20 protein-coding genes and 1 pseudogene are annotated in these 21557 nt (G+C 57.3%); 11 read left to right on the forward strand and 10 right to left on the reverse strand.

The genetic code is table 11. From position 1 onward, the window contains the following. The 8 genes from AC2LB6_RS22305 to AC2LB6_RS22340 all read left to right on the forward strand — a co-directional run. On the forward strand, positions 1-458 hold a 458-nt coding region (locus AC2LB6_RS22305; protein ID WP_490095174.1), incomplete at its 5' end, for a 4Fe-4S dicluster domain-containing protein. After that, positions 458-1255, forward strand: a complete 798-nt coding sequence (locus tag AC2LB6_RS22310) for an NADH-quinone oxidoreductase subunit B family protein (RefSeq protein WP_490095175.1) — start codon at positions 458-460, stop codon at positions 1253-1255. The genes AC2LB6_RS22305 and AC2LB6_RS22310, both read left to right, overlap by 1 nt. Beyond that, on the forward strand, positions 1255-1734 hold the full coding sequence (locus tag AC2LB6_RS22315; RefSeq protein WP_490095195.1) for a formate hydrogenlyase maturation HycH family protein: 480 nt from the start codon (positions 1255-1257) through the stop codon (positions 1732-1734). The genes AC2LB6_RS22310 and AC2LB6_RS22315 overlap by 1 nt, the downstream gene beginning before the upstream one ends. Next, the gene (hycI, locus tag AC2LB6_RS22320) at positions 1727-2218 is read left to right on the forward strand and encodes a hydrogenase maturation peptidase HycI (protein ID WP_490095176.1); all 492 of its coding nucleotides are present in this window, start codon (positions 1727-1729) and stop codon (positions 2216-2218) included. The genes AC2LB6_RS22315 and hycI overlap by 8 nt, the downstream gene beginning before the upstream one ends. A gap of 168 nt (positions 2219-2386) precedes the next feature. Further along, the gene (hydN, locus tag AC2LB6_RS22325) at positions 2387-2932 is read left to right on the forward strand and encodes an electron transport protein HydN (RefSeq protein WP_490095177.1); all 546 of its coding nucleotides are present in this window, start codon (positions 2387-2389) and stop codon (positions 2930-2932) included. Positions 2933-2955: 23 nt separating this feature from the next. Then, positions 2956-5127: a formate dehydrogenase subunit alpha gene (gene fdhF, locus AC2LB6_RS22330; RefSeq protein WP_490095178.1), complete on the forward strand. Its 2172-nt coding sequence runs from the start codon at positions 2956-2958 to the stop codon at positions 5125-5127. 153 nt (positions 5128-5280) lie between these two features. After that, positions 5281-7605, forward strand: coding sequence for a carbamoyltransferase HypF (hypF, locus tag AC2LB6_RS22335; protein WP_490095179.1), 2325 nt, complete (start codon positions 5281-5283; stop codon positions 7603-7605). After that, a complete protein-coding gene (locus tag AC2LB6_RS22340) occupies positions 7592-8617 on the forward strand; it encodes a HoxN/HupN/NixA family nickel/cobalt transporter (RefSeq protein ID WP_490095180.1) in 1026 nt (341 codons plus the stop codon). The genes hypF and AC2LB6_RS22340 overlap by 14 nt, the downstream gene beginning before the upstream one ends. Positions 8618-8759: 142 nt before the next feature. On the opposite strand, the gene AC2LB6_RS22345 is transcribed toward AC2LB6_RS22340, so the two are convergent. The 8 genes from AC2LB6_RS22345 to AC2LB6_RS22380 all read right to left on the reverse strand — a co-directional run bounded on the left by AC2LB6_RS22345 (position 8760) and on the right by AC2LB6_RS22380 (position 16109). Beyond that, a complete protein-coding gene (locus tag AC2LB6_RS22345; protein ID WP_013357817.1) occupies positions 8760-9344 on the reverse strand; it encodes a YceI family protein in 585 nt (194 codons plus the stop codon). A 115-nt stretch (positions 9345-9459) separates the two neighbouring features. Next, positions 9460-11736, reverse strand: coding sequence for a pyrroloquinoline quinone biosynthesis protein PqqF (gene pqqF / locus AC2LB6_RS22350; RefSeq protein WP_490095181.1), 2277 nt, complete (start codon positions 11734-11736; stop codon positions 9460-9462). Continuing rightward, the gene (gene pqqE, locus AC2LB6_RS22355; RefSeq protein WP_490095182.1) at positions 11736-12902 is read right to left on the reverse strand and encodes a pyrroloquinoline quinone biosynthesis protein PqqE; all 1167 of its coding nucleotides are present in this window, start codon (positions 12900-12902) and stop codon (positions 11736-11738) included. Before pqqE ends, pqqF begins: the two co-directional genes overlap by 1 nt. After that, a complete protein-coding gene (gene pqqD / locus AC2LB6_RS22360; protein ID WP_013357814.1) occupies positions 12865-13143 on the reverse strand; it encodes a pyrroloquinoline quinone biosynthesis peptide chaperone PqqD in 279 nt (92 codons plus the stop codon). The genes pqqE and pqqD overlap by 38 nt, the downstream gene beginning before the upstream one ends. A gap of 3 nt (positions 13144-13146) precedes the next feature. Beyond that, the gene (gene pqqC / locus AC2LB6_RS22365) at positions 13147-13902 is read right to left on the reverse strand and encodes a pyrroloquinoline-quinone synthase PqqC (protein WP_010245074.1); all 756 of its coding nucleotides are present in this window, start codon (positions 13900-13902) and stop codon (positions 13147-13149) included. Between the two features lie 3 nt (positions 13903-13905). Then, positions 13906-14823 carry a pyrroloquinoline quinone biosynthesis protein PqqB gene (gene pqqB / locus AC2LB6_RS22370; protein WP_490095183.1) on the reverse strand — a complete coding sequence of 306 codons (918 nt, stop codon included), beginning with the start codon at positions 14821-14823 and terminating at the stop codon, positions 13906-13908. A gap of 54 nt (positions 14824-14877) precedes the next feature. Continuing rightward, the gene (gene pqqA, locus AC2LB6_RS22375) at positions 14878-14949 is read right to left on the reverse strand and encodes a pyrroloquinoline quinone precursor peptide PqqA (RefSeq protein ID WP_010245082.1); all 72 of its coding nucleotides are present in this window, start codon (positions 14947-14949) and stop codon (positions 14878-14880) included. A 143-nt stretch (positions 14950-15092) separates the two neighbouring features. Continuing rightward, positions 15093-16109, reverse strand: coding sequence for a dipeptidase (locus tag AC2LB6_RS22380; protein ID WP_490095184.1), 1017 nt, complete (start codon positions 16107-16109; stop codon positions 15093-15095). A gap of 403 nt (positions 16110-16512) precedes the next feature. Between AC2LB6_RS22380 and AC2LB6_RS22385 the strand changes: the two are divergent. The 3 genes and pseudogenes from AC2LB6_RS22385 to leuA form a co-directional block, all read left to right on the forward strand. Beyond that, positions 16513-16932: pseudogene (locus AC2LB6_RS22385) on the forward strand (hypothetical protein); the annotation flags it as partial. A 595-nt stretch (positions 16933-17527) separates the two neighbouring features. Beyond that, positions 17528-18016, forward strand: coding sequence for a hypothetical protein (locus AC2LB6_RS22390; protein WP_490095185.1), 489 nt, complete (start codon positions 17528-17530; stop codon positions 18014-18016). Between the two features lie 268 nt (positions 18017-18284). Then, complete coding sequence (gene leuA, locus AC2LB6_RS22395; protein WP_490095186.1) at positions 18285-20000, forward strand: 2-isopropylmalate synthase; 1716 nt, start codon at positions 18285-18287, stop codon at positions 19998-20000. Here leuA and AC2LB6_RS22400 read toward each other — a convergent pair. Together AC2LB6_RS22400 and AC2LB6_RS22405 are read right to left on the reverse strand one after the other, a co-directional pair. Then, complete coding sequence (locus tag AC2LB6_RS22400; protein WP_490095187.1) at positions 19921-20700, reverse strand: AraC family transcriptional regulator; 780 nt, start codon at positions 20698-20700, stop codon at positions 19921-19923. The genes leuA and AC2LB6_RS22400 overlap by 80 nt on opposite strands. Beyond that, the gene (locus AC2LB6_RS22405) at positions 20697-21557 is read right to left on the reverse strand and encodes an NAD(P)-dependent oxidoreductase (protein WP_490095188.1); all 861 of its coding nucleotides are present in this window, start codon (positions 21555-21557) and stop codon (positions 20697-20699) included. Before AC2LB6_RS22405 ends, AC2LB6_RS22400 begins: the two co-directional genes overlap by 4 nt.

Here is a 21557-nt window from a genome sequence, read left to right on the forward strand (position 1 = left end):
CGCACTATACCGCGCAGCAGTGCATCGCCTGCGGCGCCTGTGCGAATGCCTGTCCGTCTAATGCGCTGACCATGACCACGTCAGAAGACACCAAAACGATCCGCTGGCAGCTGTTTTTAGGACGCTGCATTTTCTGCGCCCGCTGCGAGGAAGTCTGCCCGACGGCAGCAATCACCTTGTCGCAGGAGTTTGAGCTGGCGGTCTGGTGCAAAGAAGACCTGTACGAAACTGCGGATTTCCCGGTCTGCCATTGCCGGGAATGCGGCAAACCTTACGCCGTGCAAAAGGAAATCGACTTTGCACTCAGCCTGTTACAGGAAAACGCCGCGCTGAGCGACCTGCAGATTAGCGAACGTCGTGTGCAGTATGAAACCTGTCCGGCGTGCAAAAAAATGCACGGTCTTTCTCCCAGCGACCGCATTGATATTGGCCGCCATATGATTACGGAGGTTCGCTGATGAGTCATAACCCGATTGCGCCGCGTGACGAAAATGGTCTGCCGCTGCCTGTTAAACTGGATGAAAGTATCGCCAGACTGAAATCCACCCTACTGAAAAGCATCCGCCGTTCCGCCTACGTTTACCGCGTGGACTGCGGTGGCTGTAACGGCTGTGAGATTGAGATTTTTGCCACCATTTCACCGTTGTTTGACGCTGAACGCTTCGGTATCAAAGTCGTCCCATCGCCGCGCCACGCTGACATTTTGCTGTTCACCGGTGCGGTCACCCGCGCAATGCGTATGCCCGCTTTGCGCGCCTGGGATTCAGCACCGGATCCAAAAATCTGCATTTCTTACGGCGCATGCGGCAACAGCGGCGGCATTTTCCACGACCTTTATTGCGTCTGGGGCGGCACCGACAAAATCGTGCCGGTGGACGTCTATATTCCCGGCTGCCCGCCGACACCGGCTGCGACCATTTATGGATTTGCCATGGCACTGGGTTTGCTGGATCAAAAAATCAAAGGACAGCAGCATGACGAAGCTGCCGCAGAACCGGCTGCTTTATTACATCCGGACCTGCCACAACCGTTACGCGTGCTGCTGGATCGCGAAGCGCGCCGCATGGCCGGTTACCGCTATGGCCGCCAGATTGCCGATCAGTTTATGGAAATCGTCGCAGCGCCCGGTTTACAGCCGGCAGAACAACGTGTATCGGCCTATCTGGCTGAACAGGGTGACCTGCGCCTGAGCGAAATCGTCGGCAATCTGCAACAGATCTATCATCAGGTGCTGCATGGCGAGGTGCGTCTGTGATGACTTCCGTTAACGACCAGCGCTACGCGCGCCATCAGCCTTATGCTGGTCATGCGCCTGACAAAAACACAGTGATTTTCTATTCATTGAGCAGCAAGTTTGTCGATGAAAAAAGTGCGCAGAAACGCAGTACCCGGCAGGTGCAGGAGGTGGTCTATTACAGCCTGGCGATCGGCCATCACCTCGGCGTGATCGACTGCCTGCAATCGCGCCTCGAATGCCCGTTCGATGGCTATCTGCACTGGATCGACTGCCTGCCCGAAAACAGCGAAGCCCGCCGCAAACTGGCCGGTGTTCAGCGATTTGGCGAGATTACTATCGACAGCAGCCACACACATTTGCTGGCACTGGCGTTGCGTAATGCAAGCCCGCAAATGACGGTGCAACAACAAGGCTGGAGCGACCAGCTTATCGCCCTGCTTACACAAATTGAACACGACCCCGCCATGTACCTGATGGTCAGGCGGTACGATGCCTGATTACCCTGAGAACCTTCCCCGTTACGCGCTGTTGTGCGTGGGCAACAACATGATGGGCGACGACGGCGCCGGTCCGCGTCTGGCCGAACTGTGCGCGGAAAACCCCCTTCCCGGCTGGACGGTGGTGGATGGCGGTGCCGCACCCGAAAACGACATTGGCTTTCTGCGCGAACTGCATCCACAACATTTGGTGATTGCCGATGCTACCGACATGGGGCTGGCGCCCGGCGAAATGCGCATTATCGCAGAGGAAGATATCGCCGACATGTTCATGATGACCACACACAATCTGCCGCTGACCTTTCTCATGCAGCAACTGCGCGAGGACATCCCGCAGATCACCTTTGTCGGTATTCAGCCCGATGTCGTCGCGTTTTATTACCCGATGAGTCCCGCTGTGGAACAGGCGATCGGCCGCCTGCATCAGCTATTACCGCGGCTTGAAACGGGTCTCGGAATCGCGCCTTTCCGTCTTTCGACATAACTGTCGATACGCTGACGACGCAAATATGACATCAGTGAAAAATTTCGTCACCGGCGCAACCTTTAAAAATTAACCCACTGAATTTAATGAAAAATAATTAAAAACAGGAACTGGCATGCTTTATGTATAGCCAGTAGCTAAAACCAATGGCTTAGGGACTAACACATCATGAACCGGTTCATCATCGCCGACCCCAAAAAATGCATCGGCTGCCGTACCTGCGAAATAGCCTGCGTGATGGCGCATAACGACTCGCAGGATATCTCGCTGCTCAGCGCCGCAACATTCGCACCGCGTCTGCACGTGATAAAAGGCGTCAACCTCAGTACCCCGGTGATGTGCCGCCAGTGTGAAGATGCGCCCTGTGCCAACGTCTGCCCCAATGGCGCCATTCTTCGCTCAGCCGACCATGTGCAGGTGCTACAGGAGCGCTGCATCGGGTGTAAAACCTGCGTGGTTGCCTGCCCGTACGGCGCAATGGAAGTAGTGACAAAACCGATTTTCCGCCAGAACGGTGCGGCGATGGCGGCTACCTCAGATAAAGCCGAAGCGCACAAATGTGATCTGTGCCACGGCCGGGCTGAAGGCCCGGCATGTCTGGCCATCTGCCCCACCAACGCCCTGTTTGCTATCGACCGTAACCAGTTACAGGAGATGAATGCAGAAAAACGTCGCCGCGCTGCGCTCGACAGCACTTCTCCGCTGCTGTTTTAACCCCGGATTAAGGAAACCTTCCAATGAAAAAAGTCACGACTGTCTGCCCCTACTGCGGCGCTGGATGTAAATTGAATCTGGTGGTGGAGAACGGAAAAATTATTCGCGCCGAAGCGGCGAACGGCGTTACCAATCAGGGCGAGCTGTGCCTGAAAGGTTATTATGGCTGGGATTTTCTCAATGACACCAAACTGCTGACCCCGCGCCTGACGCAGCCGCTGATCCGCCGTCAGAAAGGCGGCAAGTTCGAAGCCGTCAGCTGGGATGAAGCCATTCGCTACACTGCGCAGCGCCTGACGGAGATCAAACAGAAACACGGTCCGCGCGCCATCATGACCACCGGCTCCTCCCGCGGAACCGGCAATGAAACTAACTATGTCATGCAAAAATTTGCCCGCGCGGTGATTGGCACCAACAACGTCGACTGCTGCGCCCGTGTGTGCCACGGTCCGTCGGTGGCGGGTTTGCAGGCGACGCTGGGTAACGGGGCAATGAGCAACGCCATCAGTGAGATTGAAAACTCAAAATGCCTGCTGGTGTTTGGCTATAACTGCGCAGATTCCCATCCGATCGTCGCACGCCGGGTGATCAAGGCTAAAGAGAAAGGCGCAAAGATCATTGTCTGCGACCCGCGCCGCATTGAAACCGCCCGCATTGCCGATCAGCATCTGCAAATCAAAAACGGCTGCAATATGGCACTGGTTAATGCTTTTGCGCATGTGCTGATCGAAGAAGATCTGTATGACCACGACTACGTGGCGAAATACACCGAAGGCTTTGAGGAATACCGCAAAAATGTCGCGGATTACTCCCCGGAAGCGGTAGCGGAACAGACCGGCGTATCCGCACAGCAAATCCGTCAGGCGATGCGCACCTACGCCGCAGCGCCTTCTGCCACCCTCATGTGGGGCATGGGCGTGACGCAGTTTGGCCAGGCCGTTGACGTGGTAAAAGGCCTGGCGGGGCTGGCCTTGCTGACCGGCAACCTCGGCCGGGCCAACGTCGGCGTCGGCCCGGTGCGCGGGCAAAATAACGTGCAGGGTGCCTGTGATATGGGGGTACTGCCAAATGAATTCCCAGGCTATCAGTCGGTTACCGACCCGAACGTGCGGGCGAAATTCGCCGATGCCTGGGGGATTGACGTCAATCAGATGGATACCGACATCGGTTACCGCATCACCGAAATTCCGCATCTGGCTCTTGAAGGCAAGGTTAAAGCCTATTACATCATGGGCGAAGATCCGTTACAGACCGAGGCGGATTTGGGTCTGGTGCGCAAAGGCTTTGCCGCGCTCGACTTTGTGGTGGTGCAGGATATTTTCATGACCAAAACGGCTGAGCAGGCTGATGTTATTTTACCTGCGACCTCGTGGGGTGAACATGGTGGCGTCTTCTCCTGCGCCGACCGTGGCTTCCAGCGCTTTGAGAAGGCCATCGAACCGACCTGTAACGTCAAACGTGACTGGGAGATCATCAGCCTGCTGGCGACGCAGATGGGTTATCCGATGCATTACCGCGATAATCAGCAAATCTGGGATGAAATGCGCAGCTTATGCCCGCTGTTTTATGGCGCGACCTATGAAAAAATGGGTGAACTGGGACACATTCAGTGGCCATGCACCACGCTGGACAGCGCAGGCACGCCCTACCTGTATGCCAATAACCACTTCGATACCCCAACCGGTAAAGGTCAGCTGTTTGCCGCGCCGTGGCGCGCGCCGGCTGAGTTGCCGGACGGCACCTATCCGCTGGTGCTGTGTACCGTACGCGAAGTCGGCCACTACTCCTGTCGCTCCATGACCGGCAACTGTGCAGCATTGCAAACGCTGGCTGACGAACCGGGCTTCGTGCAAATGAATCCGATCGATGCACAGGCGCTGACTATCAGTGACCAGCAACTGGTCTGGGTAGCCTCACGCCGTGGCAAAGTCATCTCACGCGTCAACTATAACGAACGTATTAATGCCGGTGCGGTGTACATGACCTATCAGTGGTGGATTGGCGCCTGCAATGAACTGACGCAGGATAATCTCGACCCTATCTCTAAAACGCCTGAAACCAAATACTGCGCAGTGAAAGTCGAACCGATCGCCGATCAACGCTGGGCTGAAAACTACGCCCATCAGACATACAGCGACATGAAAGCCCGCCTGCGCAGCGCAGCTGAAGACCTGATCCCCGCCAGCGGGATTTAATTTCACCAGGGCATCCTGACGCGTACTTATCATCATGTTCGCGTCACAGCACAGCAGCGCACAACGTGATTCCGAAGAGCTGATAATCATCAGTGGTTCGGGATCACCGTGGCTGCCGGGTTGCCGCCCGAATCGTGAGGAAATGAGAGAGTCATGTCTGTCTCCGGCATACGTATCCGCATTTACGGCAAAGTCCAGGGGGTCGGTTTCCGGCCGTTTATCTGGCAGCTGGCACACCAGCTGCAGCTGCGCGGTGAGGTCAGCAACGACAGCGCAGGCGTAGAAATCAGGCTGCTTAAACCCGTCAGCCTTGACGCGCTGACAGAACAGTTACGCCGTGACTGCCCGCCGCTGGCGCATATTGACAGCCTGAGTGTCGATGATTTCGTCTGGCAGACGGCGCCGCAAAATTTCACTATCGCGGATAGCCGTCACAACCGGATGAATACCCAGGTGGTTCCTGATGCGGCAACCTGCCCGGCCTGCCTGCAGGATATGGCCCGACCAACCGACCGCCGGTTTAACTATGCCTTTACCAATTGTACCCACTGTGGGCCACGTTTTACGCTGATCCGTGCCATGCCTTACGACCGCGCGCTGACCAGCATGGCGCAATTCAGGCTATGCCCGGCCTGCAGGCGTGAGTATTACAACCCGGCCGACCGGCGCTTTCACGCCCAGCCGATCGCCTGTCCGCACTGCGGCCCTTGCGTCAGCGTGACATTACACCATGGCGTTAGTCTGGCACAGGATGAGGCAGCAGTGGCACAGGCTGCGATGGCGATACAGGCAGGAAAAATCGTTGCCATTAAGGGGCTGGGCGGCTTCCATCTGGCCTGTGATGCCACACAGCAGGCGGCAGTGATGCGTCTGCGTCAACGCAAACAGCGTCCGACTAAGCCGCTGGCTGTGATGCTGCCGGACATCAGCTGGCTGGCGCAGTGCAGCGATATCTGCGCGCAAGGCAGAGTGCGCGAGAGGCTGCAATCGCCAGCCGCACCCATTGTTCTGATCCCAAAAAACCCGCTGTCACCGCTGTGTGCGGCGGTTGCACCGGACATGGATGAAATCGGGCTGATGCTGCCGTTTACGCCGCTGCACCATTTACTGATGCAGGCCTGTCAGACCCCGCTGGTCATGACCTCCGGCAATGCAAACGGCTGTGCGCCCGCACTGACCAATGAGGCGGGACGCGATCAACTTAAGGATATCGCCGACCTCTGGCTGTTGCATAATCGCGACATTGTGCAGCGCGCTGATGATTCACTGCTGCGGGTGACGGAGCATGGTAGCGAAATGCTGCGCCGGTCGCGCGGTTACGTGCCTGATGCACTCACTCTGCCCGCCGGATTTGACAGCCCGTCCCCCCTGCTGGCGCTGGGCGGTGAACGCAAAAACACCTTCTGCCTGCTTCGCGGCAATCAGGCCATTCTCAGTCCGCATTTTGGCTCGCTCACCCGCAGCGATATTGCCCGCCAGCAGCAACAGGCAATTGCACATTTTCAGCAGCTCTATGACTGTACACCGCAGATAACGGTCTGTGATGCGCATCCTGACACCGTCAGCGACTGTCAGGCGCAACGCCCGACAATCAACAGGATGGCGGTGTTTCACCATCATGCGCATCTCGCCGCCTGTCTGGCAGAACATGACTGGCCGCTGGACGGCGGGAGAGTGATCGGACTGGCGCTGGATGGACTCGGCTATGGTGAGGATGGGGCGTTATGGGGCGGGGAGTGTTTTCTGGTGGATTACCTGCACTGTGTGCATGCAGGCGGACTCCCTGCTGTCGCCTTGCCGGGCGGTGACCGTGCCGCACGGCAACCCTGGCGTAACTTACTGGCGCACTGGCAGGCGTTTGTGCCGGACTGGCAGGCACGCCCTGAAGCGGACGTCGTGTTATCACATCCATGGTTGCCGCTTTCGAAGGCGATTAGCGCCGGAATCAATGCGCCACGGGCCTCGTCCTGCGGGCGCTTATTTGATGCCGTCGCCGCGGCCCTCCATTGCGCACCCGCAAGCCTGAGCTGGGAAGGTGAAGCCGCCTGTCGTCTGGAGGCGCTGGCGCGAAAAGCGCAGGGTGTGCTGCACCCTGTCACCCTGCCTTTGCTCCACACCGGCAAGCGACCCCTGTTGGATCTCGCGACGTTCTGGCGACAATGGCTTAACTGGCAGGCAGCGCCTGCCGAGCGGGCATTTGCCTTTCATGACGCGCTGGCGCAGGGCTTTGCCGCCCTCGCCCGTTATCAGGCGCGAAGCCACGGCGTCACCACCGTCGCGATGGGCGGTGGCGTACTGCACAACCGGCTGCTGCGACAGCTTCTGCCTCACTATTTAGCTCCTCTTCAGGTCCTGATGCCACAACAGGTGCCAGCTGGCGATGGCGGGCTGGCGCTGGGCCAGGCGGTTATCGCCTGTGCCCGCCTTCAGCATCCTGGCTTTTCATTAACGCATAAGGATTATCATGATAAACCGTGATTTTTTTCATACTCACCGCCGTGCCGGCTGGCTGTTATGCGGGTTGATCGCCGCTAATTTAGCGGCCTGGGGCTGGGCGCTGATAGTCTTCCATCACAACGCAGCGCTGATCGCGGCCTCACTGCTGGCTTATGGCTATGGTCTGCGCCACGCTGTCGACGCCGATCACATTGCTGCTATTGATAACGTGACACGCAAATTAATGCAGCAGGGACAGCGTCCGGTTGCCGTCGGCGCTTTTTTCTCACTCGGGCACTCGACTATCGTGGTGCTGGCCTGTGTAGCTATTGCCGCCACATCGCTGGTTTTTGGCGATAAAATTGGCGGGTTGCATGATTATGGCCGGTCAATCGGCACGCTGATTTCTGCCCTGTTTCTGCTGCTGATGGCGCTACTGAATGCGCTGATCCTGCGCGATGTTTACCGCCGTTTTCAGCGGGTCAAACAGGGCAACACCGATGCGTCGCAGGATGCGCTGCTCGCGGTACACGGTGGCGTAATGAGCAGGCTTTTTCATTTCGCATTTAATCTGGTCAACAGAAGCTGGCAGATGTATCTGGTGGGGTTTTTGTTCGGGCTGGGTTTTGATACCGCCACCGAAATCAGCCTGCTGGGCCTGTCTGCAGCGGGCGCTTCTTCTGGTATGTCAGTGTGGAGCATTCTGGTGTTTCCGGCCCTGTTTGCCTGCGGCATGGCGCTGGTCGATTCGCTGGATAATTTTGTTATGGTCGGCGCGTACGGTTGGGCATTTGATAAACCGGTGCGTAAGCTCTATTACAACATCACGATTACCGCCACCAGTGTGGTCATCGCCCTGTTTATTGGCGGGCTGGAAGCGCTCGGGCTGATAGCGGATAAGCTGGATATGCAAGGCGGGCTGTGGACGCGGATCGGCCAGCTTAACAACAATATGGGCAGTGTGGGCTACGTGGCTGTGGGAATGTTTGTGATCTTCTGGGGCATCTCGGTGCTGAATTATCGCCGTAAGGGCTATGACCGTCTGGTCAGTTAACCGACCGCTTTATGGTGCAGTCCCAGCGTTAATAAGGATCGCTGCAGGCAGGATTTCAGGAGGCGGACTTCAGGACGACGAACGATCTACTGTAATGATGAGAACGTAATAAGGGCCGCGGCCCCTATTACGTAGCCCAGACTTACTTCGCGTAGGCTTCGGTAGACAGCGTCAGAGTGACGTCGTCGCTAACCGCTGGGACATATTTGTCCAGCTTGAAGTCAGAACGCTTGATGGTGCCGGTGGCGTCAAAACCAATCGCCTGCTTCTTCACCATTGGATGCTCGCCCTGCTTGTTCAGCGTTGCGTGCAGCGTAACTGGCTTAGTGATCCCTTTCAGGGTCAGGTTACCTTCAACGTCAAATTTGTTGTCGCCCTTTGCAACCACTTTGGTGCTGTGGAAAGTCGCAGTCGGGTATTTGGCAGTGTCGAAATACTCAGCGCCTTTGAACTCTTTGGTCAGCGCCGCAACGTGGCTGTCGATTTTGCTGACTGGCAGGGTCACGTCAACGCGTGATGCTTCTGGATGATCTTTATCAAACACCAGAGTACCGGTTGCATCCGGGATATCCGCGGTAGGATTTGAGAAGCCAAAATGGTTCCAGGCGACAATTACCGACGTATGCTCAGGGTTCAGCTGGTAGTGCATCGCCTCAGCCTGCGATAACGGGGCGTAGAGGGTAGCAGCGGCTAACAGGGGCAGTGCGATACGTTTGAAGTTCTTCACGGTCAATTCCTTATGCGGACAAAAGTGAACTGAGTGTGGTCCAGTTTGCCGGGAATAGACAGTGAAGAGATTTGTCCGTAATTTTCAAATAAATTCAGCAACTTTATATCGGGCGCTATATATTTTCGCCGCCGGTGAACAGCACCCGCCAGCGGCGGCGATCCTGAATCAGCGTGCGGTGCAGCTGTTGCAGATCGGCGAGGGTCAGCGCGGCTATCTGCGCCGCGTCCGGTTCTGCCAGACCATTTTCACGGCGTAACTGCGCCAGTGGCTGCTCCACTTCCTGGCTCAGCAGACGCGCTTTCAGTGCCACCAGATCACAAGCTGCCAGCGTATCATTCAGTGAACGCAGGAAGTTGCGGCAGTAGCGCAGCAGAGATAACGCGCTGTAATCGGGCGACTGCAGCGCAAACATGACCCCGTCTTCATCGGCACAGCGCATATAGCGGCTGTTAACCACATAACCGATAGGCTGTTCAACGCGATAGCGCTGGAAGAAACGCGGCTCGTAGATCAGCGCCAGCGCGCGCAGCGCGACCAGCTGTTCAGGACGATGCAGCGGAATAAACAGCAGCAGCGCGTTATCCGCACTGGCGTGCAGCAGACGCGTCATGCCGGTTTTCGTGGTCATGCGTTTTGGCGGCGTGTCAGGGTTAACTGGCAGCGACAGCGCGCTCAGACGCCGGGCAATCAGCGAATGGAGTGCCGTGTTGCCCCCTTTCAGCGCCGCCCGCCAGCAATCCGGCGTAAAGGTCGCCGCCAGCTGATAGGGCAACTGCCGCAGCAGCGCGCGGATAGCGATGCTCTCGACAGGCGATGGCAGACTGGCCTCAACCGGCAATGCCAGAGCGGAGACAATCTGGCTCAGCGCATGGTCAGTTACCGCCTCATCCGATGTCAACTGAAGTGTCAGTTGCCACACGCCCTCCACTTCCTGCCAGCTGCCATTACCTCCCTGATGACGCAGCGCGGCAAACAGCGGACGCAACCGCCGCCCCAGCGCTTCGCCGACTTCCGCGGTAAAGGTTGAGTAAAACTCCGGCCGCAGGATCAGCATTGCCTGCGGGTCGTCAGACTGATGATGCGGCAAAGCCACCGCCTGCGCGGGCAGCGGCTCAGGCGTGATGACGGCATCAAGCGGATAGAAAGTGAAATTCACCGCGGGCAGCGTCTCAGGCGGCGCGGGTGGCCAGTCCGCAAGCGCCAGGCTGAAGCCCTGCGTGACAAGGTTTTCCGTTGCCGATTGCGGTGTGCAATTCAACAGCGTGCCGGGTGCAGTGTTAAGTCTTCCCAGCAATGGCAGCAGCGCAGGCAGGGTTTCATCGGGTGCGAAGCCGATAGCACGCTGGCGTAGCTGCTCCATCGGTGACAGGGTCACAAATCGCTGCTGTGCCAGCTGATGATAGTGCTGATGCTGCGCCTCACCGGTCTGGCGCAGCGCGTCCAGATAGCGGTCGAATAAACGAATGACGGCATCAGGCAGATGCGTTTCGACGCCCAGCGCCAGCCAGAGCGCGCCGCCCGCATGGTAGATCCACTTCAGCTCCAGCGACTCTGCCAGGCCCTGCTCACGCAGGGTCGCCAGCAGCGATCCGGGCGCTTCATCCAGCAGAAACTCACGCCACAACGTGACGCCGTCACCGCTATTAAGCAACCAGGTACGCCACAGCGCGGGTGAGACAGTATCGGCCAGCTGCCAGCAGCTATCGCTGCTCAGCTGCGGCGGTGGCAAATCCTGCTGCCACTGGCCGGCAGGCAGCGCGGCGGCAAACTGACGCGCCAGCTGTTCCAGCTCATCCAGTGACTGCGGCCCCTGCAGCCAGAGCCGCATATTGCTGGCGAAATAGTAGCGCTGGTGGAACTGACGCAGCGCACGTTGCAGCGCAGACATCTCATCGCCAAAGCTCTCCCGACGGCCGATATGGAAGCGCTGGAATTCAGCAGGTGACTGCACGGCATGCAGCAGTGCCGCTTCGATGCGCGATGGCTGATGGCGCTGCAATAGCTGGTATTCGGCGTCGATCACCGCCACTTCCTGCGCGATCGCCTGATTATCCAGCAGCGGAGAGACGATCATATCCTGCAGTCGTGCCAGCCCGCCTGCCAGCAGCGACGGCGTCACCTCAAAGAAGAACGCGCTGCGCCGGGCCAGGGTAGTGCCGTTAACTTTGCCGCCCTGCGTCTGAATCCAGCTCATGAGCCGGCCCTCATCAGGCCAGCCGCTGCTGCCGGTGAACAGCAGATGCTCCAGCAGATGCGCCAGTCCTGGCCAGCGTTCTGGTTCGTCGTGACTTCCTGCGCCCACCTGAATCAGGGCGGCGGCCTGGCTGGCATCGGGCTGATGCACCAGTTCAACCGTCAGACCGTTTATCTCCAGGCAACGCGTTTTCATCAGAGGTTCCGTGTTTTATAGATCAGTTGTGAGTTGCTGCGGTTACGAAACTGCAGCTGACCAATTTTAATATCGCTGCAATCCGCCTCACGCCGGGCGTCAAGGATTTTGCCATGATGCGGTGATTTGCTGCAGACCGGATCGGTATTGTCCGCATTGCCGGTCAGCATGAAAGCCTGACAGCGGCAGCCGCCAAAATCTTTCTCTTTCTCATCACAGGAGCGGCACGGCTCTGGCATCCAGTCAAAACCGCGATAACGGTTGAAGCCGAACGAGTTATACCAGATATCGTCCAGACTTTGGGTCAGCACCGACGGAAATTCTACCGGGAGCTGACGCGCACTGTGACATGGCAGTGCGGTACCCTCTGGCGTAACGCTGAGGAAGATCGCACCCCAGCCACCCATGCAGGGTTTAGGGCGCTCTTCGTAGTAGTCTGGCGTCACAAACAGCAGATTGGTCAGATTACCGGTGGTGCTCATCCGCTCACGGTAGGTTTTCACCACCGCTTCCGCACGGGCAATCTGCTCACGCGTCGGCAGCAGGCCTTCGCGGTTGAGTTGCGCCCAGCCGTAGAACTGACAGGTTGCCAGTTCCACGTCATCCGCTTCCAGCTCAATGCAGAGGTCGATGATTTTATCGATCTGGTCGATGTTATGGCGATGCAGTACGAAGTTCAGCACCATCGGATAGCCGTGGGCTTTCACTGCTTTCGCCATCTCCAGCTTCTGCTGAAAGGCTTTTTTCGAACCCGCCAGCGCCGCATTCAGCGTTTCGTCACTGGCCTGGAAGCTGATCTGGATATGATCCAGACCCGCTTCGCTGAACGCATCCAGCTTCTTCTCGGTCAGGCCAATGCCGGAGGTGATCAGGTTGGTGTAGAAGCCAAGGTCGCGCGCCGCTTTGATTAGCTCCGGCAGATCTTTACGGACCAGCGGCTCGCCGCCGGAGAATCCGAGCTGCACGCTGCCCATGGCGCGCGCCTGACGAAACACCTCAATCCACTGCCCGGTCGTCAACTCCTTCTCCTGCTGGGCGAAATCCAGCGGGTTGGAGCAATAGGGACACTGCAGCGGACAGCGATAGGTCAGCTCGGCCAGCAGCCAGAGCGGCGGATTCACGTCAGGTTTATGCGGGGTCACGGAACTGTATCCACTTCTGTTCATAGGCTGACTGCAGGAACTCTAAAACGTCCGGCCCCACGCCGCCTGCTTCCGGAAAACGGCTATCCAGCGTCGCGATAATCGCGGCGATATCCTGTTTGCCATCCACCAGCTCAAGAATGGCGGCAGCGGTTTCGTTCAGCTTCGCCATTCCTTCGGGATAGAGCACCACATGCGTATCCTGGGCGGCTTCCCACTGCATGCGGTAGCCGCGACGAAACGCGGCAATCGAGTTTTCATTCATCTGTTATACCAGTCGGGTGGTGTGCCACGCCGCCTTGTCTGTGACGGTGTGATAAGGCGGACGTTTCAGCTCGTAAGCCATAGTCATGGCGTCCAGCATGCTCCATAAAATATCGAGCTTAAACTGTAAAATTTCCAGCATCCGGTTCTGCGTTTCAGCGGTGGTGAAGTACTCCAGCGCCAGCGCCAGACCATGTTCCACATCGCGGTTCGCCTGACCCAGGCGGCTGCGGAAGTAGAAATAGCCCTCTTCTTTGATCCACGGATAGTGCTGCGGCCAGCTGTCGAGCCGCGACTGATGGATCTGCGGAGCGAACAGCTCGGTCAGTGAGCTGCAGGCAGCCTCCTGCCAGTTGGCGCGGCGGGCAAAGTTAATATACGCATCGACCGCGAACCGCACGCCCGGCAGCACATGCTGCTCTGACAATAATTCTTCACGCGTCAGCCCGACCGCCTCGCCCAGCCGCAGCCAGGCCTCGATGCCGCCCTCTTCGCCGTTGCTGCCGTCGTGATCGAGGATGCGCTGCACCCACTTACGTCGGGTGGCCGGATCGGGACAGTTGGCCATGATCGCCGCATCTTTCAGCGGAATGGTGGTCTGGTAATAGAAGCGGTTCGCCACCCAGCCCTGAATCTGCTCGCGCGTGGCCTGACCGTTATGCATCGCGATATGATACGGGTGATGGATATGGTAATAAGCGCCTTTGTCGCGCAGGGCCTGTTCAAAAGCCTGCGGCGACAGCGTGTCAGTGATCTGCATGATTTAGCCCTGAAGGTGGATCGCCATCCCGTCCCAGCTCACCTCAATTCCCTGCTCCGTCAGAAACTGACGCTGCGGTGACTGCTCGTTAAGGATCGGATTGGTGTTGTTAATGTGGATCAGAATTTTGCGTTTTGCCGGCAGCGACGCCAGCAGCGCCATCAGTCCCTGCTCTTCCGCCAGCGCCAGATGGCCCATCGCCTTGCCGGTATTGTGACCCACGCCGGTAGTCAGCAGCTCATCATCCTGCCAGACGGTGCCATCAATCAGCAGGCAATCCGCTTTTTGCAGCCACGGCAGGATCACCGCATCCGGCTCGCCCAGACCTGGCGCGTAGAGCAGCGTCTGGCCATTCGCGCGGTTCTCAATAAACAGCGCCACGTTATGGCCGGCAAGTGGCCGGTCGCGATACGGCGAGTAAGGCGGTGCATTACTGATGATAGGAATCGCGGTGAACTGCAGATCAGTGCAGACATCAACGCTGAACGGCGCCAGTGGCGCAATCGGCCGGTGCTGCAGGCCGCCGTTCCAGTGGGTCAGCATTGGAAAAATCGGGAAGCCGGTGCTGAGGTCGGCATGCACTTCCGGGGTACACCACACCTGGTGCGGGCAGCCCTCACGCAGGCTCAACAGCCCGGTCGTGTGATCGATCTGGCTGTCGGTGAGGATAATACCCCCGATCGCCGTGCCGCGTAACACACCCTGGCGAGTCAGTTCTGGCGTATGCAGGATCTGCTGGCTGATATCGGGTGAAGCGTTGCATAGCACCCAGTCTTCGCCGTTATCGCTGAGGATAATTGACGATTGTGTGCGTGCCTGAGCCTGGATCGTGCCATTACGCACGCCGTGGCAGTTGGCGCAGTTGCAGTTCCACTGCGGAAACCCGCCACCCGCGGCTGAACCGAGGATTTTGATAAACATAGAGGAAAACCAGAAGTTGAAAAAAAATGCCCGCTCGGAGGGCGGGCAGAACGATTAACGGTTGGAGATGTAAAGAGTCACTTCCAGACCGAGACGCATATCAACGAAAGTTGGTTTTTTCCACATGAGTTACTTCCTCTTGGTTAACAGTAGATTAGCTGCCTGAAATCAGCGTGACGGGCAATGAATGAGACCGCCGTCACAATTTCCAGGCAGATGTTGCGCCAATGGCGCGTCGGGATCAAGTCCGGAACGTAAGGAAATTGTTATCACAGCCCGGTCAGTTGTAAAACCCGCTGCCAGTTTCCCCATGCCAGTTTCTCTGTCAGTGTCTGATCATAGCCCGCTTCCTGAAAAGCGGCGAGCAATCGCGGCATTCCGCTGACATCGCCCAGCGCTGCAGGAGGAGTAATCCCGTCGAAATCAGAGCCAAAGGCCACATGGTCGCTGCCCATTATCTTCATCAGGTGATCACAATGCTTAACAATTTCTGTTAATGGCGTGTCAGCGTCGCGTTTACCGTCGGCGCGCAGAAACGCATTGCCGAAATTAATGCCGACCAGACCGCCGCTGTCGCGGATCGCCAGCAGCTGGTCATCGGTCAGATTGCGCGGTTGCGGACAGAGGGCGTGCGCGTTGGAGTGGCTGGCGACCAGCGGCGCACGGGAAAGACGGGCGGTATCCCGGAACGACTTAGTGTTCATGTGCGACACATCGATCATCATCTTCAGCTCACCCGCCTGCTGAATCAGCCTTTCACCGGCGGCGGTCAGCCCTGGCCCGGTATCAGGTGAGCCAGGAAAGCTGCCGCTGACGCCTTCACCAAAGCGGCTGGCCAGGTTCCAGAATGGCCCGATGCTGCGCACCCCCGCCTGCCAGAAGGCGTGCAGCTGCTCACCCTCCTCATCCAGCGCATCAGCCCCTTCGATATGTGCCACCATCGCCAGTACGCCTGCGGCGCGGCAGGCGGCAATCTCGTCACTGCTGCGGCAGAGTCGCGCCCGTCCGCCCGATGCATCGGCCAGCTGCTGCAGGATCTCAAGCTGTTGCCACATGATCTCCAGCGGTTGATACGGCTCACCGGCGCGAGCCGGAACGGTGCGGGCGATATACTCCTGCGGCGGCACAAAGATCGCAAACAACCCGCCACCCATTCCGCCCTGCTGAATGCGCGGAAAGTCGAGATGCCCCCGTTCAATCCCCTGATAAAACGCCTGCGCGGGCGCATCGCGATGATGCAGCCACAGGTTAAGCAACAGATCGTTGTGACCGTCAAAAATCAGCATAAGTGTCCACCCAGATAAACAGGCGACCATGCTAACCCTGCCCGGCAGTTTCACCAAACCAGAGCGCACGCAGGGTGTTGCCTTAAAGGTGGCAAGGGCGGTACAGCGGGCCTGTATTAAAAACCGCGCAGATTGCCAATGGTGTCAAAAAAGCAGGCGCGAGGAGGATAGGTGTCACGAACAGCGCGACAAGAAGGCGACGCCGGATAAGGCAAGTAAGCAGCAATATGACATACACAGCGCAGACCCTGACCGTGAGTGGTCAGAAATCGGCTTCAAACCCTGCCATACACTTTTATAATTATTTTTGCGTAACACAGTAAAATTATTTATCTTTATTTCTGTTTTTTGGGAAATATGGAGTGCAATCCTTTTAGCACTTAAACAAACGGAGAATGGAAGCATGGCGCGTAACTTAGCCCCCGGATATTGTGTCGTGGAAAAACCCGGCACGCTGGATTATCAGGCACGGGAACTCTTCAGGGATATTCGCTCCCCGGCTGCCAGCCTGTTTATGAAACTTAATGCGGATACGCAATATCTTAAACCGGGGCAGATTTTAATTATTGCTGACCCGGATACGCCTGATCACCTGACAATGCAGATGCTGAGTATACTTAAACAGGCAAAAAATAAAACCAACGCAGCGCTTATAGGCGTAAGTAGCGACGATGCCGGGTTTATGCAGAAACATTACGGAATGATCGCCGCGCTCACGGGTGCCGGTGACAGGATTTTCAGCACGGCGGGTGATGTCGGCGAAAAGTATTTCAATGCCATTGAGCAGACACTGAGAAAAATTGAAGCCAGTTATCAGAATCAATTATCTGCTGGCATGGGTGTTTGCGTTGCAATCGGCATAGTCACCGCTGGTGCCGGAGGCGTTGCTTGCGCTGCTGTGGGTTCACTAGTTGGTGGGGCGGTTGCAAGTTCAGCAAGCGATTACCTTATGGATCTTTGGTTAAAATAGCATGGAAAATATTCTTTTTTATATCGCTATGGGATGTGCCGCCGTCCCTTTCTTTATTACTGTTCTACAGTTTGTGATTTTTTCAATCAATAAAGAAAAATACGACACATTGTTAACCCTCTATCATGATAGCAAACTTGAATTACCCCCACTGTATCAATTTTACAGGTCTATGGGTTTTTTTGGCTCTTTTGGAATATCCTATTTTTTCTCAAGACTCAGAAAAGGTAAAAAAATAATCTTTCAGCCAAAAGATAATATTGCCATCACCGAATTTATAAGGGACATCCACATCAGCCTCATTAAGTGGATCGATAAATATTATTACTTTTCAATTTTGGCGCTATTATTTTATACACTATTTTTTATAATGAGCTTAATGAAAGTGGTAATCATGCAGCTTTAGCGGGTTGTGTGGCTATAGGTATAGTGACCGCTGGTGCCGGAGGTGTTGCTTGCGCAGCTGTGGGTTCTCTGGTCGGCGGTTATATCGGTAGCACTGCAGGCGAAAAAGCGGTGGATTTTTTACTGGGATCAACAGGTGATTGAATTTTATATATCCAGAGCGGGGTTGTTCTTTGGCCTGGCAGGAAGCTTTCTTATTTTTATATCTTTCTTCCTTTATGCTTTTAACAGAAAAGAATATGACAAACTCATTTCATTGTTCCTGGAGAAATATCAGTTCCCTCCCCCTTGTTCGTTCTATCACATGGTTGGTTTTTTTGGCACATACCAGGTGTGCAGATTTTTCATTAAGCTGAGCATGAATAAAAGAATATCCTCCTTTAACCAGGATAGTCCTGCTTATTCCTTTTTCAGCGAAAACAGACTGGCAGTAAGTCGCTGGATGATATATTTATCACGTCTGTGGATGTTTGCAGGAATCTGCTATCTCGGAACAACGCTGGCTGTTCTGATTTTGACTATTCTCAGATGAAAACTAAGCTGATCACCACGTAATTATACTAGCCCACTATGTGGGCTTAGTACGCGACTACAGCGCCTCTCCAGCATCACAACCGCCATCGACTTACAGTCCTTCAATGCCCCTTCAGCCATCTGAACCTTCTGCTGCAACAGCCCTGTTACAGTTTGAGTATTCAGCTTGATGTGTGTTGTCACTTTTGCGCGTCAGGTTGTCACTATTGCGCGCGCGGCCCGCAGGGCGTGTCGGCAGACTGGTAAAAAAACACAAGGAGAATCCTATGCTGACCCAACCTGCTGATAAATATCGTCCCTCCCCGGTAGTGTCCCTGCCTGACCGCCAGTGGCCTTCGCGCCAGCTCACCCAAGCCCCGCGCTGGCTCTCCACCGATTTGCGTGATGGCAATCAGGCGCTGGCAGAACCGATGGATCGGGAGCGGAAGATGGCGTTCTGGGATCTGCTGCTGCGCTGCGGGTTCCGCGAGATCGAGGTCGCCTTTCCCTCGGCGTCGCAGACGGATTTCGATTTCGTCCGTGACCTGATTGAGCAGCAGCGCATCCCGGAGGATGTGACGTTACAGGTGCTGACCCAGGCGCGCGAAGATCTGATTGCGCGCACGTTTGTGGCGCTGCAGGGTGTGCCGCGCGCCATCGTGCATCTCTATAATGCCACCGCGCCGCTGTTTCGCGAGCGGGTATTTAAGCAGAGTAAAGCGGAAATCGTGGCGCTGGCCACCGCTGGCGCACGCCAGATCCGCGCCGAATGCCAGGCGCAGCCGGAAACCCATTGGACCTTTGAATATTCGCCAGAGACCTTCTGCTTCACCGAGCCGGAGTTTGTGCTGGAGATTTGCGAGGCGGTGGCCGATGTCTGGCAACCGGACGCGCAGCGCCCGATGATCATTAACCTCCCCGCCACGGTGGAGGTGAACACTCCCAACGTCTATGCCGATCAGATTGAATTTTTCTGCCGCCACTTCAGCCGCCGTGATGCTGTCTGCATCAGCGTGCATCCGCACAACGATCGCGGCACCGGCGTCGCCTGCGCAGAACTGGCGCTGCTGGCGGGCGCTGACCGGGTGGAGGGCTGCCTGTTTGGTAACGGTGAACGCACCGGCAATGTCGATTTGATAACGCTGGCGCTGAATCTCTATACCCAGGGTGTTTCACCGCAGCTCGATTTCAGCCAGATGCATGAGGTGATTGAAGTGGTAACCCGCTGCAACCAGCTTCCGGTTCATCCGCGTCATCCCTATGCAGGCGAGCTGGTCTTCACCGCCTTCTCCGGTTCTCATCAGGATGCGATAAAAAAAGGGTTCGCCATCCGCGCCGAACGGCAGGAGAAAGAGTGGCAGATGCCCTACCTGCCGCTGGATCCGGCCGATATTGGCTGCAGCTATGAGGCGGTAATCCGCGTAAACAGTCAGTCGGGAAAAAGCGGTGCCGCCTGGCTGCTGGAGCAGAATCATGGTTTACAAATGCCGCGTGCGCTGCAGCAGGATTTCAGCCGCTGTGTTCAGCAGGAGACGGACCGCCACGGCGGCGAGATGACGCACTACGCGCTGTGGCAACTCTTCTGCCGCCAGTATGGCGTGACGCAGCCTGCGGTGGCATTGCAGCGGGCTGACAGTCAGAGTGACAGCGGCGGGCAGACGCAGATCAGTGCCAGCGTGAGGGTTCAGGACCGCTCACTGACACTGACCGGCAGCGGCAACGGCTGGCTGTCTGCGGCGGTGAATGCCCTGCGCGGCGCGTTTGATCTGCATCTGACCATTGAGGACTATCACGAGCATACGCTGGGAAGACGCAGTGACAGCCGTTCTGTGGCCTATGTCAGCTGCGTGGATGCCCGTGGTGTGCGGGCCTGGGGAGTGAGTATCGACAACGACACGGCCCGCGCCGCATTGCAGGCGCTGCTCAGCGCGGCAGGCCAGTTTCTGCAGGCGGAAAGTAGTCAGTGGGCGCAACGCCCAGCAGACGACGAAACATCGCACTAAACGCACTGGGGCTCTCATAGCCCAGCTCCAGCGCCACCCGCAGCACGGAGTCGCCCTGCGCCAGTCGCGTCAGCGCGATTGCCAGGCGGGCACGTCGCACCCAGTCGCTGAACTGCAGTCCGGTTTCGCGCATAAAATGACGGGCCAGCGTGCGGCCCGAGACATTCATCTGCGCGCTGGCACGCTGCAGCGTCCAGCTTTCACCGGGCGTCTGCTGAATCTGCTCGCACAGCGCCTGTAACCGGGGGCTGTCGGGCGTCGGCAGCGCAAAAGGCAGCACATCCATGCCCCGAATCTCATCCAGAATCAACTCCATCACCCGCTCGGCACGGCTCCCGGCGCTGTACTGCTCCGGCAGGCTCAGCGCCGTGACGATGAGCTCGCGCAGCAGCGGCGAGATCTGCACCACCTGACAACTGGCGGGCAGATCGGCGCGCGCCAGCGGGTCGATAAACAACGTTCGCGCCGCCACACTGCCGGTAATCTGCAGTGCATGACGGGTAAACGCGGGCAGCCAGACGCCACGACTCGGCGGCACAATCCAGCTGCCATACTCCGTCTCGACCCGCACCACGCCGCTCAGGGTATGGATCAGCTGGGCGCAGGCGTGATGATGCCAGGGTTCGCTGGCACCGTGCAGGTAGTCGTGCGCCAGCGGCACCAGCGGGCGCGTGCTGAAGTCAAAATGCTGCTGACTCATTGCGCCTTCAGGTAGCGGTAGATGACCGCCAGATCCTCTTCTCCGTGTCCAGCGTTTACCGCCTGCTGCCAGAGCTGCGCGATGTTCTCCAGCGCCGGTAATGGCGTCTCTGCCGCATCCAGCGCCAGGCGGGCATCTTTCAGCGCCCAGATCAGATGCATCTGCGGCGTATAGTCGTCACTGGCTATCATCCCGAGCTTCATTTTCGCATAAGGTGCGGCCAGCGGACCGCCCTCCAGCACCTGCCAGAGATCGTCGGTGGAAAAGCCGAACTGTTCCGCCAGACGGGTACTCTCCGCCAGGCTCTGCATCATGCCGATCAGCCAGCTGTTGATGACCAGCTTCATGCGGGTGCTTTTGCCCGCCTCACCCAGCCACTTTGTTCCTTTACTGATGGCGGCAAACACCGCTTCTGCCGCCTGCGCCCGGCTCTGATCGCCACTGGCCAGCACCAGAATCTGTGCATTTTCTGCTGGCGCTTTGGTGCCGGAGACCGGCGCATCAATCAGCAGCACATCGGGACGTTCCTCTGCGAAAAAGGCGATCAACGCATCGGTTTTTTCTACGCCGATGGTGCCCATCTGGCAGAGCGTCGCGCCCTGCTTAAACGCCTCTTTCGCCTGATGCAGCACCTGCTCGGTGGTGTCGCCATCGGAGAGCATGGCAATCACTACATCCGCCTGACGCACCGCTTCTTCCGGCGAGTCAGCCAGCTGTAAACCGGCCTCCAGCAGATCCTCGCCACGTGCGCGGGTGCGGTTCCAGCCATGTACGCGAAAGCCTTTTTTCAGCAGGTTGGCGGCAAATGCGTGCCCCATTGCGCCTAATCCCAGAACCGCCACTTCAGGTTGTTTCAT

The organism is Pantoea sp. RCC30.1 (genome assembly GCF_058148845.1).

What these genes read in the sequence shown, in the direction of transcription:
- AC2LB6_RS22310 (WP_490095175.1), top strand. Translation starts at nt 458, where the DNA reads ATGAGTCATAACCCGATTGCGCCGCGTGACGAAAATGGTCTGCCGCTG.
- AC2LB6_RS22315 (WP_490095195.1), top strand. Translation starts at nt 1,255, where the DNA reads ATGACTTCCGTTAACGACCAGCGCTACGCGCGCCATCAGCCTTATGCT.
- hycI (WP_490095176.1), top strand. Translation starts at nt 1,727, where the DNA reads ATGCCTGATTACCCTGAGAACCTTCCCCGTTACGCGCTGTTGTGCGTG.
- hydN (WP_490095177.1), top strand. Translation starts at nt 2,387, where the DNA reads ATGAACCGGTTCATCATCGCCGACCCCAAAAAATGCATCGGCTGCCGT.
- fdhF (WP_490095178.1), top strand. Translation starts at nt 2,956, where the DNA reads ATGAAAAAAGTCACGACTGTCTGCCCCTACTGCGGCGCTGGATGTAAA.
- hypF (WP_490095179.1), top strand. Translation starts at nt 5,281, where the DNA reads ATGTCTGTCTCCGGCATACGTATCCGCATTTACGGCAAAGTCCAGGGG.
- AC2LB6_RS22340 (WP_490095180.1), top strand. Translation starts at nt 7,592, where the DNA reads ATGATAAACCGTGATTTTTTTCATACTCACCGCCGTGCCGGCTGGCTG.
- pqqF (WP_490095181.1), bottom strand. Translation starts at nt 11,736, where the DNA reads ATGAAAACGCGTTGCCTGGAGATAAACGGTCTGACGGTTGAACTGGTG.
- pqqE (WP_490095182.1), bottom strand. Translation starts at nt 12,902, where the DNA reads ATGAACAGAAGTGGATACAGTTCCGTGACCCCGCATAAACCTGACGTG.
- pqqD (WP_013357814.1), bottom strand. Translation starts at nt 13,143, where the DNA reads ATGAATGAAAACTCGATTGCCGCGTTTCGTCGCGGCTACCGCATGCAG.
- pqqC (WP_010245074.1), bottom strand. Translation starts at nt 13,902, where the DNA reads ATGCAGATCACTGACACGCTGTCGCCGCAGGCTTTTGAACAGGCCCTG.
- pqqB (WP_490095183.1), bottom strand. Translation starts at nt 14,823, where the DNA reads ATGTTTATCAAAATCCTCGGTTCAGCCGCGGGTGGCGGGTTTCCGCAG.
- AC2LB6_RS22380 (WP_490095184.1), bottom strand. Translation starts at nt 16,109, where the DNA reads ATGCTGATTTTTGACGGTCACAACGATCTGTTGCTTAACCTGTGGCTG.
- leuA (WP_490095186.1), top strand. Translation starts at nt 18,285, where the DNA reads ATGCTGACCCAACCTGCTGATAAATATCGTCCCTCCCCGGTAGTGTCC.
- AC2LB6_RS22400 (WP_490095187.1), bottom strand. Translation starts at nt 20,700, where the DNA reads ATGAGTCAGCAGCATTTTGACTTCAGCACGCGCCCGCTGGTGCCGCTG.
- AC2LB6_RS22405 (WP_490095188.1), bottom strand. Translation starts at nt 21,557, where the DNA reads ATGAAACAACCTGAAGTGGCGGTTCTGGGATTAGGCGCAATGGGGCAC.